11 protein-coding genes and 3 pseudogenes are annotated in these 13,322 nt (G+C 68.3%); 11 read left to right on the top strand and 3 right to left on the bottom strand.

What is annotated here, in order from left to right:
• Positions 1-87: 87 nt before the first annotated feature.
• The gene (locus tag AB0G35_RS30920; RefSeq protein ID WP_360956302.1) at positions 88-711 is read right to left on the bottom strand and encodes a response regulator transcription factor; all 624 of its coding nucleotides are present in this window, start codon (positions 709-711) and stop codon (positions 88-90) included.
• 526 nt (positions 712-1,237) lie between these two features.
• On the opposite strand from AB0G35_RS30920, the pseudogene AB0G35_RS30915 reads away from it, so the two are divergent.
• The 4 genes and pseudogenes from AB0G35_RS30915 to AB0G35_RS30900 all read left to right on the top strand — a co-directional run.
• Positions 1,238-1,348: pseudogene (locus AB0G35_RS30915) on the top strand (ketol-acid reductoisomerase); the annotation flags it as partial.
• Between the two features lie 84 nt (positions 1,349-1,432).
• Positions 1,433-2,890, top strand: coding sequence for a helix-turn-helix domain-containing protein (locus AB0G35_RS30910; protein WP_360956300.1), 1,458 nt, complete (start codon positions 1,433-1,435; stop codon positions 2,888-2,890).
• Positions 2,891-3,191: 301 nt separating this feature from the next.
• Complete coding sequence (locus AB0G35_RS30905; protein WP_360956298.1) at positions 3,192-4,073, top strand: acyltransferase domain-containing protein; 882 nt, start codon at positions 3,192-3,194, stop codon at positions 4,071-4,073.
• Positions 4,074-4,498: 425 nt separating this feature from the next.
• Positions 4,499-4,873 (top strand): hypothetical protein, encoded by a 375-nt coding sequence (locus tag AB0G35_RS30900; protein ID WP_360956296.1) that lies wholly within the window; start codon positions 4,499-4,501, stop codon positions 4,871-4,873.
• A gap of 210 nt (positions 4,874-5,083) precedes the next feature.
• Here AB0G35_RS30900 and AB0G35_RS30895 read toward each other — a convergent pair.
• Positions 5,084-5,185, bottom strand: a pseudogene (locus tag AB0G35_RS30895) (MarR family transcriptional regulator); the annotation flags it as partial.
• Between the two features lie 652 nt (positions 5,186-5,837).
• On the opposite strand from AB0G35_RS30895, the gene AB0G35_RS30890 reads away from it, so the two are divergent.
• The 7 genes and pseudogenes from AB0G35_RS30890 to AB0G35_RS30860 all read left to right on the top strand — a co-directional run bounded on the left by AB0G35_RS30890 (position 5,838) and on the right by AB0G35_RS30860 (position 11,995).
• A complete protein-coding gene (locus AB0G35_RS30890) occupies positions 5,838-6,932 on the top strand; it encodes a hypothetical protein (protein WP_360956294.1) in 1,095 nt (364 codons plus the stop codon).
• A gap of 88 nt (positions 6,933-7,020) precedes the next feature.
• A complete protein-coding gene (locus AB0G35_RS30885; RefSeq protein WP_360956292.1) occupies positions 7,021-7,758 on the top strand; it encodes a hypothetical protein in 738 nt (245 codons plus the stop codon).
• A gap of 341 nt (positions 7,759-8,099) precedes the next feature.
• On the top strand, positions 8,100-8,960 hold the full coding sequence (locus tag AB0G35_RS30880; protein WP_360956290.1) for a potassium channel family protein: 861 nt from the start codon (positions 8,100-8,102) through the stop codon (positions 8,958-8,960).
• An 84-nt stretch (positions 8,961-9,044) separates the two neighbouring features.
• A pseudogene (locus tag AB0G35_RS30875) lies at positions 9,045-9,198 on the top strand (AIM24 family protein); the annotation flags it as partial.
• 158 nt (positions 9,199-9,356) lie between these two features.
• A complete protein-coding gene (locus AB0G35_RS30870) occupies positions 9,357-10,250 on the top strand; it encodes a LysR family transcriptional regulator (RefSeq protein ID WP_360956288.1) in 894 nt (297 codons plus the stop codon).
• A gap of 357 nt (positions 10,251-10,607) precedes the next feature.
• Positions 10,608-11,447, top strand: coding sequence for an EamA family transporter (locus AB0G35_RS30865; RefSeq protein WP_360956356.1), 840 nt, complete (start codon positions 10,608-10,610; stop codon positions 11,445-11,447).
• A gap of 140 nt (positions 11,448-11,587) precedes the next feature.
• Positions 11,588-11,995: a LamB/YcsF family protein gene (locus AB0G35_RS30860; protein WP_360956286.1), complete on the top strand. Its 408-nt coding sequence runs from the start codon at positions 11,588-11,590 to the stop codon at positions 11,993-11,995.
• A gap of 140 nt (positions 11,996-12,135) precedes the next feature.
• Here the strand turns inward: AB0G35_RS30860 and AB0G35_RS30855 are convergent, their stop codons facing one another.
• Positions 12,136-12,948: a class I SAM-dependent methyltransferase gene (locus AB0G35_RS30855; protein WP_360956284.1), complete on the bottom strand. Its 813-nt coding sequence runs from the start codon at positions 12,946-12,948 to the stop codon at positions 12,136-12,138.
• Between the last annotated feature and the right edge of the window lie 374 nt (positions 12,949-13,322).

Below are 13,322 nucleotides of genomic sequence, written 5' to 3'. Positions count from 1 at the left end.
ATGCCGGAGGGGCGATCGAGAGGTGCGATCGCCCCTACGGCATGCGGCAACGAGCTGCGTCGAGGGTGCCCCGTCAGGCCCCTGCTCTCATATCAGCCCCGACCGTATGGCGTAGGAAACCGCGTGTGTGCGGTTTCGCAGGTTGAGCCGCTTCATCAGCCCGTAGAGCACGTTCCTGACGGTGCGCTCGGAATAGCGGAGTTTCTCCGCTATGAAGTGGAGGTCGTACCCTTCCGCCACGAGCCGCAGTACGTCGATCTCACGGGAGGTCAGCCCCGAGGCGGTCAATCCGCGCGGAGCCAGGACTTCGCGATGGGTGTGCCGGACCTGGTCCATCAGCCTGCCCTGCAGCGCGGCCGGCAGATCACCCTGGCCGTCACCGACCGCCCGGACCGCTTCGCTGAACTTCGTCCAGGTGAAGTCCGAGCGGAAGAGGACGGCTCGTACGCCCAGGTCAAGAGCATTGTGCAGGTCGGTGTACCACTTGCCGTCGACGATGACGAGAAACCGGGAACCGGGTGAGGGCGACAGCCGGCGTAACAAGTCCATGGTGGAATCGTCCGCGTGGCCCACGGCCGCCACCACTACATCCGCTGTGCAGGCGGTGCCGGTGGGGCTCAGCACCATGTAGGGTCTTTGCTGTATGTAACTGACCAGGGCGAGTCTGGTGATCTGATCGCCCGCATGCACCGCCACGCTGAGCGCGCTCAAGCTCACTTTCTCCTGTGCCCTTCGTTCTCAACGGAGACCTGCAGTTCATTGTCAGCCGGGGCGTGGACGTGCTGACCGCCGTCCCGTTGCCGACGTGGCGATTTCTGACCTGCCTCTTCGGTTCTTGAGGAGGTGAATGACGGCTGCCGGTCGTAGGGCGTCGGCTTCAAGGTGCGGCGTGGGGACATGTCTTGCTCACGTTCGGGGTGGAGGAGTTCTGTGCGGTGGTGGGGGACTGCGGTACTCGTAGCGGCTGGCCTTGCAGGGACATTTTCAGGGGGAGCGGCACCGGCGTCCGTACCGGTACGCCGCAGCATTGCGGTGCAACTTTCTGGATGCCGACCTGGAAATGTCCGGAAAGCTGCGATGTTCCACATAGCCGGTCCCGGTCGGTCGAGGGGCACCGGGATGATCCAGGGAGATTCCGGAAGACTTCCAGGCACGAAGCGGCATGGCTGGGGGCGGGCAAGGAGGGTTGGACGGTTCGGTCGGTAACTTGAGCAGCCCGGAGCAAAGGAGAAGTTACGTGGCGCTCTACGACGACGGTGACCTGTCCACCAGCCAGAATCGCAAGATCGCGGTCACTTGCCACGGCAGCCAGGGCCAGGCGCCCGGGCTACCGCTCCGCGAATCCGGTGCCGAGGGACCCGGCGCATGCGCCCGGTCCGCCCGACGGAGCACCCGGGCCGCCACGCACCTCGGCTGACGGACCGGAGAACCCATGACAGACCACCTGTGGGTCCGGCGGCTGCGGCCCCGGGACGCCTCCGCGCTCCGGAAAGCGGTGAGCGACGAGGCCGCGCTCCGTGAGGCTCGGCTGCTCATCGGCGACGGTGCGGTGGGCTGGGCGGTGGAAGTGGCCCGCCTGATGGCCACGACGTCCCCGGCGCGGTCGGCCGGGCCGTACCCCGCCCCCGCCTCGTCCTACGCGGGCCCGTCATCACTTCGGCAGCCCGCCGTGCAAGCCGGCGTCTCCGTACTGTCCGTAATTCCCGACGAACTGACGGCGCGTAGTGCGGAAGCGCTGGCGTTGTACTTCCTCACCTCCCTGGCCGGTTTTGCCGCTGATGACATTCCGGAGATCGTCGGCCTGTCCGTCCGCGAGTTCACCCGCCGGAACCTCCCCGCCGACGAGGCGTTCCACCCCCTCAAGGGCCATCTCGACTGCCTGGTACGGGAGTTGTTCCGAGCCTGCCATGCGATGCTCGACCCGTCGGAAGCGGCGGCCCTCACCCGCACGTTATCCGAGGCACTGGTGTCCAGAGTCCAGCACACCCTCCTGGCGCTGGCCGAGCGGGCCGAGAACGAGCGGCGGGGCTGGTTCGGAAGCGCCGCGGCGCTCCGTCAGGAACTGGTCCTCGACATCCTCGACGGCGCAGACATCAGCGCGCCGCGGGCGTTCCTGCGGCTCGGATACGACATCAGCCGCAGCCATATCGCACTCATCGTCTGGCGTGACGACTGGGGAGGCAGCGGCACGGAAGACCTGGCCGACGCCGCGACGGCGCTGCTGCGGAGCGCCGGGTGCTCCTCGCTGCTGACCGTGCCCGTCGGATTGTCGACCCTGTGGGCGTGGGGCTCGCGCGCCCGCGGACGCCCCCTGTCGCTGGGCGAGCTGCGCAGCGCCGCCGGACCGGCCCAGCAGATGACGTTGACGCCGGGGATGCACATCGCGGGGGGCCTGCCGGGTGACGGTATCGAGGGTTTCCGGACGAGCCACTGGCAGGCCAGAGAGACGACCGAGATCATCCGTGCGGCCGGTCCCGACGCCGGCAGCCGGACTCCGCCGTACGACTACGCCGAACTGGAGCTGGCCATTCTGCTCCGCTCCCGGCGCGACCTCAGCGCCGAGTTCGTCCGCCGCGCACTGGGCCCCATGGCCGCCGACGACATGTCCGAACTGAGGGCCACCGTCAAGTGCTACCTGGACATGGAGCGCAGCATGTCCGCCGTCGCCAGTCGGCTGCACATCGCCAAAAGCAGCGTCGCCTACCGGATCAGGAAGGCCGAACGCCTCCTGGGCCACCCGGTCCAGGAAGACCGCCTGCGGCTGCACAGCGCGCTGCTGCTCTTCGACGTACTCGGCGGTGCCGCCCTCGGCCGTTCCGGGGAAAGCCGGGAGCGGCCGGAGACCGGACCTTCCCGCGACCAGGCACGCGAGAGCAGCACCCGCCGCTGAACAGGTCCACCGAGGGGCCGACCAGGCCGCGGCACGGCGGCGCCTGCAAGGGGAAGGTCCGCTCGGTGTTGCGAGGAGAACGCCCCCTCCCGCGACCGAGCCATGGGCGCCGGGCCCTCCGTCACGTTGTTGCGGCGGGTGAGCGGCAGCTCGAACGTGCGAGACGTGCCCGGACGCCCCACCGACATCACTTCGTCACCACCACCAACGAGAAACAACCATCCCTCCCGCAAGTCCCTTCGGGCTTCGGATCACGGAACGGCGTGAGGGATGGTCCGGCGGTTCTGTTCTGGGAGGCACCATGCCGTTTGCAGTCCTCTTCCCCGGGCAAGGGGCACAGTTCCGGGGTATGGGAGCGGATGTTTTCGACCGCTACCCCGGACTTACGCAGTTCGCCTGCGATCTCTTGGGGTACGACCTCGTCGCGCTCTGCCGGGACAATCCGGATGACGTGCTGGCGCGAACCGAGTGCACACAGCCGGCACTCTTCGTCGTCAATGCCCTGCACACGTTCGAGCGGGAGCACCGGGAAGGGCGCCGCGCCGACTACTACCTCGGACACAGTCTGGGCGAGTACAACGCCTTGCTGGCTGCCGGGGTCTTCGACTTCGAGACGGGGCTGCGGCTGGTCAAGAAGCGCGGTGAACTCATGGCGGCGGCCTCCGGCGGAGGAATGACGGCGGTGCTGGACCTGCCGGCCCAGCAACTCCTCGACATCTTCCGGCAGGACGAGGTCGAGGGCGTCGACCTGGCAGGCTTCAACACCGACGCCCAGACCGTCATCGCGGGCCCGGACGGCGCTCTCCGGGGCGCGCACCAGGCGCTCACGCGGCGGGGTGTGCGCTTCGTCCCGCTGCGCGTCGGCGGGCCGTTCCATTCCCGGTACATGGATCCGGCACGCATCGAATTCGAGAAACACCTCAAGAAATGCACCTTCGAAGAACCCCATACGCCGGTGATCGCCAACGTGACCGGCCGTCCGCACGTGCCGGGCGACTTCGTCCAGACCCTCGGTGCTCAGCTCGTCCAGCCCGTCCGGTGGGCTGACGGCATCCGCTACCTACTCGGCCGGGAATCCCCTCTGGAGTGCGAGGAAGTGGGCGGCCGGTCCCTCCTCGCCATGGTGAAGAAAATCAGCGCTTCCAGTACGGCGCTCCGCCCCATCGAGGAGGGCAGGAACTGAAGGGGGCTGCGCGGCCGGCGAGCGATGTGACGTTCTGAACGCGTGACGGGACGTGGAGCTTGCCACGTCCGTGCGTACGGTGTGCGTCCACGGCGCCCACGGAGATGCTGGGTTGGCGCGTGATCCGCCGGTCGGTCAGCCCTCCGCCGACGAGCAGGGCGCTTCCCCGAAGTCCGCCTTCGTCGGGTGATGTCGTCAGGCTGCCCCGAGTGGGTGGCGGCAGGTGAGACGGGCACCTGTCCCGACTTCGAGGGTCAGCTACGTTGCGTACGGGCAGAAGGACGTGCGCCTCAGATGATCCGTATGCCCCGGATGCGCCCTGCCCATGGTATTCCGGTCCACATCAGGATGAAGGAGAACAACGAGGCGCAACACAGCGCCCGTAGGCAGCTCACGGCAGCCGCCCCCCATCGAGAGGACTCCTCATGAACTGCTTAGTCAAGCGTGCCGTCGCCACCCTGGTTGCCGCTACCGGACTCGGCCTGGCCATGCCCGCAGTCGCCGCTGCCGGGGCGCCGACCGGGACCCCGTCGGCGCGCCATGCGAGCTGTCCCTTCCACCGCATCGACCTGGCCGGCCGCGGGCACATCATTTACAGCGAGTGCCACCTCTCCTCGGGAGTCCAGGTCTCCGGCACCATCTGGGACGACGACGCGGACGGCCACTGCGCCATGGTCGAGGTGAACTTCAACCATGGCGGCTACCGGTACATGAAGGTGTGCGGCGAGGGCCATCACAAGGACTTCCACTGGTCGCAGGGCGGCGCGACGGACGCCTACGTGACAGGACGCATCGTCTGACCTCAACGGCGCTGCCGGAATCGGAGCCGAGAAGAGTCTGCGGTCCGCGGTGAGGGCTCTCACCCCCGCACCCCCGGCCCGGGCCGTGAAGCCACTCCGCGGCGACCCCGGCCGCGTCTGGGCAGCGGCGTGGACGCCCTCCCCTCCTACTCGTTGGAGGAGATGTCCCGCAGGGCGCATCTTCCTCCAACGACCAACCGGTTTCCGGCGCTACCCGGCGTCGGAGATCATCCTGCGCAGCACCTTGAGCGCGGCCACGTACTCCGCGTCGCTGATGCCGTCGTGAACCACCGTACGAAGTTCGGTCACCACGCTGGGCGGCCACCTCGTCGCAACTCGACGCCAATGGACGGAAGATCCTCCGCGACTGCCGGCAGCGCGGCCACGGCCTCCACCACGCGTCCAGGCCGTGGCCCACATGCACAACCTTGCCCTCGCCACATGAAAAGGCCAGGCGCCACCCCACCCTGGCCGCCCACTCTCAACCTTCTGCGACACCCTTTAGCCGCAGACTCGGGTGCGCAGCACCGTTACGGCAGGCGGGGGAGCCGCACATGCCTTGCCTTTCTCCCAGGGCGAGGACCATCCGGCCTGCGGCATTGGCCCGTCGAAGCGGCTGCCCCGCGAGGGCTTCGTTGTGCACCACCAGCCATCCTGAGAGTGCCCCTTCGGCTCGGCCGACGGCTACCGCTACACCCTCGACGACAGCACCCCGGCGTGCGTGCACCCGCACAAAGTGGGGCTGGAACTGGACCGGATCACCCCATCATCGAAGGACGCCGCGGTCGCCGAGCCGCCAGCTACGCCACGGCGGCGAAGATGCCTGCCTTCCTCACTCTCCCGGTGACACTGATGCTGCAACCTCCGATGCCTGCCCCGGACCTGCCCTCTTCTCGCTGTGTGTCATCATGCGGACGCGCCCCAGGGGAGTGGGCCGCGGTCTACTGATTGCCAGGGGGTTGGGATGGGTGCGGGTACGGAACCGGACGGCTCGTCCAGATCCGACGAGGAGTGGGAGCGGTTTCTGCGCGAGTCGGTGGCCGGTGCCGCCGACGCGCCCAAGGAGCCGTCGGCTCGGGCCCGCGACGTGGCCAAGCGGCTGCGCGCGGAGCCCGACCGTAGCCGGGAGGGCTGGCGCAGCTACACGCCCGCGCGGCCCAAGCGGCGCACGGGCTGGTACGCGGCCGGGGTGCTGGCCTCGCTGGCGCTGCTGGCGGTGGCGCTCGCGCCGGGGCGGGTAGTGGACCTGTTCGCCGGCGCCGACTCCGCACCGCTGGCGGCCGAGACCGCCCGCCCGACCCAGGCACCCCCGGTCCAGGCGGCCCAACACCCCACCATGGACGAGCCGTTCCGCGGCTCGCCGGCGGCGAGGTGGGCAAGCGGAGCGGCCGGGATCACCGTGCCGAAGGCCCAGGCGGTCGGCTGGATGAGCGCCGCCGAGGTCGAGCGGGCCCTCGCCCGCAGCCGGGACTTCCTCGTCGCGTCCGGCCTGGACCGCGGAGTGCTGCGGGGCGAGCGTCCCGAGAAGGCGATCGCACTGATCAACCCGCACCAAAGGGACGTCCAAGAGCTTCTGAAAACCGCCTTCCGGACGCCGAGCGAGAAAAACGATCCCCTCCTCCTCTTCAGCCGCTTCCAGCCCTCCCGCACCCACCTGGTCGGCGGTGTCGTGAAGACCCGGGGCCGGCTCACCTACCGGGAGGGCAAGCGCGGCGCGCTCCAGGTGACCGCCGACGTCACCTTCGTCTACCCGGTCACCCGCGCGGACGAGGGCGGCGACGACGAGATCGTGCGCACGATCGTCCGGCGCGAGCTGGTCCTGAGCTGGGACGACCCTGACAAGGTGATCACCGAGCCGGGAACGTTCTCGATCGTCTCGTACAAGTACGACATGACCAACGGCGGCTGCGGCGCCCCGACGGGCTACTTCACCCCTCCCTTCGGCACGGATCGCCAGGCGGACGAGGCCGGCACGCAGATCGACCCGTACGACCGCAGCGCGCCGGTCGGGCGGGGTGAGCCCTTGGGGGACGAGTGCCAGAAGGCGACGCGGTCCTAGTACTGCAACGGTGTTTGCTGTGACGTTTGGGCAGCCGCAGTAGGATTCTTGGTGACGCCCGAACGTACCAGACACATGGTGGCCGGTCATGTCTCCCGATCGAAGCGGTCCGTACGAGGTATTCCAGAGGCATCTGGAAGATATTTCATCGACCTCGTCCGGTGAGTCGAGTGGTGGAGGAACAGCAATTTTCGGACTGCTCGGAGAATTCGTGTCCGAGCTCATCCACGGGGTGCATACCAAACTCGCCAGGGACAAGTTGATCGACTGGGCCGGCGAGACATGGACTTCTGGTCCCGAGTCCATCGATGTGCGAATATTCGATCTTGCGGGTGTGAGCCTTGTCGGCGCGTTCGCTTTGGCCGAGAGGTCGACGATGGGTGGGGTTCCGCCGTCAAGGGCGGTACGCATCTTCAGGACCGGCGTTCTCGGCGCCATCGAGGCCGAGGGCGGGAGGGCCAGGCTCAGCGGATTCGCCGACACCGTCAACGCCTACATGATCAACGACGTCGCCAAGCGAACGTTTCCTCGCTATCGGAAACTTGCAACTTCGGCGTTCGCTAAATTGTACGCAGCTGGATACGCGCCGAAAGGTGATGTTGAGGAATGGGTGCTCAAATACGTTCCCGCCGGTCTCGGCGAAGTCGGCCAGATCCTGGGACCTCAAGAATATCCAGGCGGTTCGACGAAACTCGGAAGCCTGATCAAGGACCACGACTGGTTTGTGCGGCAGCAGCGCCGCAGGGCGCCGTTGCCCGAGCGGGACGAGCTCGGGATGTGGCAATTGTGGAACGGCACCTTTGACCAATTCCTGGGCTTGGCATAGCTTTCTGGCCGGCGAGCTGGAAGGCGCCGTACAGCCACCCCGGCCCGGCCGCAGCGCGCGCGATGTCCGCGACCTGGGTGGAGCCGGCGCCGGGGATGCCTATGTGCAGTCGGACCGCCAGGGGCGTTTCTGACGGCTCTTGAACGGTGGTCGCGGAGCCGGATGACGATCGCTGCAGCAGCCGGCGCGGCAGCCTTCGACTGTGTCCGCCGGCCGACAGCGCCCATGACCCGACTCCCGGCCCGATCGGCTGGCGCACGGTGGACCGGGCGTGGCGCGTGCACGTATTCGTGGGGGGATTGCCCCATTCTGGACGTGAGGCGGTGAGCCGGGAGGTTTCATTGGAATGGCTGATCACGCTGATCGGTGCGGCGATGGTGCTGATCATCCTGCGGGACGTCTTTCACACCCTGTGGCACCCCACCCGCCACGGGGGGCTGAGCAGGGTCGTCATGTCGCTGTTGTGGCGACTGTCCACCCGGGGGCGCAAGAGCAGTAGGGCCGCTGGGCTGGCCGGGCCTGTCGGCATGGTGACCGTGGTGGCTACGTGGGCCTGCGCCATGGCAGTGGGTTGGGCCCTGGTGTACTGGCCGCACATGCCGGAAGCGTTCTCCTTCTCCGGCACGCTGGAGCCGTCCGAGCACTCCGGGCCGGTGGACGCCCTGTACCTTTCCATGGTGACCGTCGCCACGCTCGGCCTTGGCGACATCGCCCCCGCCGCCGACTGGCTGCGCATCGTGGCACCGCTGGAGGCGCTGGTCGGCTTCGCGCTGTTGACCGCCACTGTCTCCTGGATCCTTGGCATCTACCCGGCCCTGGCCCGGCGACGGGCGCTGGCACTGCGCATCTCCCAGCTGAGCCGCGCCGATCTGGCGGCCGGCCAACCGGCCGCTGACGCGGGAGCGGCCGTCCTCGGCCAACTCGCTGCCGACATCGCACGCACCTGCGTGGACTTCCTCCAATACCCCGAGTCCTACTACTTCCACGACGGGCCCGGCGACATCTCGCTGGCACTCACCCTCGGTTACGCCGCCGACCTTGCCGAGCTGCGAACCGAGCACCCGGGCGTCCGGAGCGCCGTGGCCGTGCTGACCCTCGCCCTCGACGACCTCGCCACCGTGCTCGACCAGCGCTTCCTGCACACCGGGGGCCCGCGGCAGCAGGTCCTGGCCGCCTACGCCCGCGATCACGGCAGCCCCTGACAAGGGACGGCCCGCGCCTGGTCCTCGTCCTCCCCGGCCACCGGTGATCCGGGCAGGGCAACTCCGTTGCGCGGTCCGGCAGGCGTGGCACAGCCGGCCACCGCGCCGGGCCTGACGCAGCAGAACGCAGCAGAACGCGAAGTCGATCCAGCACGCGGTAAACGGCGAGTCCTACGCGCGGCAGGGCGTGATGATTGCCTTCCGCGGCGACCTGCACGTCGAGAAGCACGGCCAGGGGCGGCGATTTCCTCAAGCGCGTTTCCTGGTGGCTGCCGATGCACAGGGCGCCGCGGAGCGAACTTCCCCGTTACGACGCCTCGTCGCGCGCCGAACCCAAGTCCTGGTTGCCGCGTTGGCCGAGCTCTCCTCATCTGGGCGCGCTCTTGCACAAAGTGAGTGCGAGTCTCACCGCTGCTATACGTTTTGGTTATGGATTGGGAGCTTCGAGAGCTGCGGTTCTTCGTCACCGCCGCCGATGCAGGGTCGTTCACCGAGGCCGCCGCGCAGTTGTTCGTCTCACAGGCGGCGGTCTCGCGCACCATCGCCGGCCTGGAGCAGAGCGTTGGCGAGAGGCTGCTGCGTCGCCTACCGCGGGGATGTGAGCTGACCAGTACCGGACAGCAGGTGCTGCCACAAGCCCGCCGGGTGCTGGCCGAGGCCGCGAGGTTCACCGAATTCCTCGCCTCACGCCACGGTGTCCTTCGGCTGGGGTACGCGTGGGCGGCTCTGGGGAAGCACACCATGCGCCTGCAACGAGAATGGGCACAGGGTCACGCCGAAACGACGTTGGAGCTTGTCCGGCACAACTCGCCGACCGCGGGCCTGGCCGAGGGCCTGTGCGATGTGGCGACCGTGCGACGCGCGGTCGACGAGAAGCGGTTCGACTCCCTCGTGGTCGGGCTGGAACGCCGGCTGGTCGCCTTCGCTTCGGACGATCCGCAGTGGTCGCGCCGCCGTCAGGTGAGCATGGCCGAGATCGCGGACCGCACCGTGGTCATCGATCCCCGGGTCGGAACCACCAGCGGTGAGCTGTGGACAGGCACCGACCATCAGCCGCGGTTCATCCGGTCCACCGATGTCGACGGCTGGCTCGACATCATTGCCGCCGGACGCGGAGTGGGAACCACCGCCGAGGCCACGGCCCACCATCACCCGCGTCCTGGCGTGACCTATCGCCCCATCAAGGACGGTCCGCGCATTCCTGTCGCGCTCGCCTGGTGGCGTGACCACCGCCCCCATGGGCTCGGCGACCTGATCGACGCCGTGACCCGCCTTTACGCGACCGCCTGAAGCGCACGAGGCGAGGGCATGGGGGCACCACGCGTACGCGCCGTCCGGCACTGCTGTTCCAGCGCCGAGGGGTGCCCAGAAGATCGGGGGCGCCCCGGCGCCCCCGCCATGGAACCAGCGGGGACCCCAGCCTGCCGGTGCCCTGCTGGTGATACGTGAGGGCCTCGATCTCACCCATACGCTCACCGTATGGGTAGCGCAAAGATTGCACTTCATGTATGCAGGCAGAGGGCTCATGGTTGAGGCATGAAATCTGCGCCCTCCCCGGTCTCCGTCGACACCACCGCCGTCTCCTCGCGCTCCGCGGACGTGCGTGGTTCCGGCCGACGCGTGGAGAGATGGGGCGGAATCGCGCTGATGCTGGGCAGCGGACTGTCCAACCAGTCCGGAGCGGCTCTCGCCGCGCTCGCCTTCCCCGTGATCGGTCCGGCAGGTGTGGTGGCCGTGCGCCAGTGGGTGGCCGCTGCCGTACTGGGAGCGGCCGGCCGACCGCGGCTCCGCAGCTTCACCGCGGCGCAGTGGCGTCCGGTACTGGGCCTGGCGCTGGTGTTCGCAGGCATGAACCTGTCCCTGTACGCGGCCATGGAACGGATCGGCCTCGGACTTGCCGTCACGCTTGAGTTCCTGGGCCCCCTGACCGTGGTCCTCACCGGCTCACGACGCCGCATCGACCTCGTCGCCGCGCTCGCCGCGGCGGGGGCGGTGGCCGTACTCGCACGCCCCACACCGTCCACCGACTACCTGGGCATCGGCCTCGCCTTGTTGGCCGCGGTCTGCTGGGGCTGCTACATCCTGTGCAACCGCACCGTCGGCACCCGACTGCCCGGCCTGGAAGGCTCGGCCGCCGCAGCGCTCGTCTCGGGTGCCCTGTACCTGCCCGTGGGCGCATGGGTGCTCTGGCATCACACGCCGACACCGGAAGCCTTGGTCTGTGCGCTGGCAGCCGGAGTCCTCTCCTCGGCCGTACCGTTCGTGTCCGACCTGCTGGCGCTGCGCCGGGTGCCGCCGCACTTCTTCGGCGTCTTCATGAGCGTCAACCCCGTCTTTGCCGCGCTGATCGGCCTCATCGTTCTGGGCCAGCACCTCGACGCCGTCTCCTGGCTGGCCATCGCAGTGATCGTCACCGCCAACACCCTCGTCGTTTTCACGGCAGCCCGTGGCATTGCGGACAACGGGAACTCCGTGCCCGCATCCTGACCGTGCAGGTCCGCTCGCGGCGAGGAAGACCGGGTGCTTCCCCACGGACCGTCAGTTGTCCAAATGGCCCCAGCACCTTTGTCAGCCGACGAAGGACCAGCGCGGCGCCCGCTTCTCACGCTGACGCCCTGTCTGCAACCATGGAACGACTGACCGTGGAGCTCAACTCCCATGTGGTGCATGTCGTCCTCGCCGCGCGCCACCGGGTGACGGTCGATGCGCATGTCGGCCACCACGAGTTGCGGGGATTCGGCCGGCGTTACCTTGCGGTCCCGAGGCGACCCTGGCGAACGGCGTACGCTAACAGATCGGCGCGTTGCCGGCGTTCACCAGCCGCCGGAACACCGATGGTGTACGTCAAGCCGCACCGCGCGCTCTGCCACTCCGCCGCCCCTCACGAGGAACACGCGGAGGCGATCATCGGGGTCATGCTGTCCCTGTACCGGCTGGTGCTGGCGCTCTGCCATACCGGGGCCCTGCTCGCGCAGGACGCAGGACGCAGGACGCGGAATGCGCCGGCGTTCCGGTGTTCGGCGAGGGCTGCATAGACCGCGCGTACCCCCGAGCGAATCCTGGTCCCACGCAGCGAACCCGGCGCGGTCATCTCGCACCCGGACCTGATGTGGTGCGCGCGGTGCGCATGGTCACCACCCAGGCGGCGACAGCGACCAACGGGAAAGCATCCCGGTCACGTGTTCGCGGCCTTTGCGGGGCGCCGGCCCCATGCCGCGATGGTGACTTGCGGGATGTCGATGAACGCCGGGTCTGTGAGGAGGGTGGTGAATTCCGTCAGGTCTGTTTCGGTGATGAGGCCGTCGGCGAGCATGGCGGGGGCTGCCTGGGTGATGAGGGGGAGCCAGCGGTCCCTGGTGCTCCCGCCGCCCATGCAGCCGAGGTTTCCGGCGAAGGACACCTGGCTCAGAGCGTTGCGGGCGAGCAGGGAGGGAAGGCTCCGTGCCCACGTCATGTCTGCGCCGTTGTCGCGGTACGTGCGCTGATAGGCGGCCAGGATGCGCTGGACGAGAGGAGAGGGTGAGGTATCGGCCGGCAGATGGTAGGGCTCTTCGACGACGAGCCATCCGCCTGGGGCGAGCCAGCGGGTGGCTCGCGCGATGACCTCGTCGCGCTGGGGGAGGTGGCACAAGAGGTAGCGGGCGTGGATGAGGTCGAAGCTGCCGGGCGCGTAGTCCTCAGAGGTGATGTCGGCTTCCTGGATCTCCAGGTTCGTGGCGTGGTGTGCGTCGAGGTGTCGGGTGTCGATGTCGACGGCGACCACCCGTCCCTGGGGACAGCGTGCGGCGAGCCAGTAGGCGATGGAACCGGCGCCCGCACCCAGTTCCAGGCAGGTGAAGGAGGATTCGATGGGAAGTTCCTGGAGGACTTTGATGGTGAACGCATCGACGCTGTGCTGGATGGACTGAAGGCGTTCACGTTCGTGGGGGGCCTGGTTGCTCAGCAAGCCGGTGCGGTAGGGGGCTGGGGTGTCGGGGCGGTGTGTCATGAATATCGCCTATGCGGTGGTTTTGGCCGGAGTGTGGTGATCGCGTCCCTCCGGCATGGCGGGAGCGGGTGAGGGCGAGGGTGCAGCGGGGGAGTGGACGAAAGAGCGGACGGCGGGACGTGTGCGAGCTCGCAGGACGGCCGGGGCAGGTCGAGCGTCTTGACGAGCGGCCTGACACCGTTTGCGTACCTGTCGTGTGGTCATGGTGTCGCCTGGCCCTTCGATCGGACACCGGTGGAAGCAGACGTCATGTTCGTAGCGCATGGCCAACCCTCTTAGTACTGCAACCGCATGTGGTGTGACTGTGTGGGGTGGGGCTCGTTGGTGTGACTGTGTGAGAAGTCGCTGACGGTTGAGCAGATCGAGTCGTGGTC

The sequence above is a fragment of the Streptomyces sp. NPDC021749 genome, assembly GCF_040640655.1.
Lineage (GTDB): Bacteria > Actinomycetota > Actinomycetes > Streptomycetales > Streptomycetaceae > Streptomyces.
This window is presented reverse-complemented; position numbering and strand designations above follow the sequence as displayed.

Bases quoted from the DNA above. Each gene is read 5' to 3' on its own strand.
- AB0G35_RS30910 (WP_360956300.1), top strand. From the start codon at position 1,433: ATGACAGACCACCTGTGGGTCCGGCGGCTGCGGCCCCGGGACGCCTCC.
- AB0G35_RS30905 (WP_360956298.1), top strand. From the start codon at position 3,192: ATGCCGTTTGCAGTCCTCTTCCCCGGGCAAGGGGCACAGTTCCGGGGT.
- AB0G35_RS30900 (WP_360956296.1), top strand. From the start codon at position 4,499: ATGAACTGCTTAGTCAAGCGTGCCGTCGCCACCCTGGTTGCCGCTACC.
- AB0G35_RS30890 (WP_360956294.1), top strand. From the start codon at position 5,838: ATGGGTGCGGGTACGGAACCGGACGGCTCGTCCAGATCCGACGAGGAG.
- AB0G35_RS30885 (WP_360956292.1), top strand. From the start codon at position 7,021: ATGTCTCCCGATCGAAGCGGTCCGTACGAGGTATTCCAGAGGCATCTG.
- AB0G35_RS30865 (WP_360956356.1), top strand. From the start codon at position 10,608: ATGCTGGGCAGCGGACTGTCCAACCAGTCCGGAGCGGCTCTCGCCGCG.
- AB0G35_RS30860 (WP_360956286.1), top strand. From the start codon at position 11,588: ATGGAACGACTGACCGTGGAGCTCAACTCCCATGTGGTGCATGTCGTC.
- AB0G35_RS30855 (WP_360956284.1), bottom strand. From the start codon at position 12,948: ATGACACACCGCCCCGACACCCCAGCCCCCTACCGCACCGGCTTGCTG.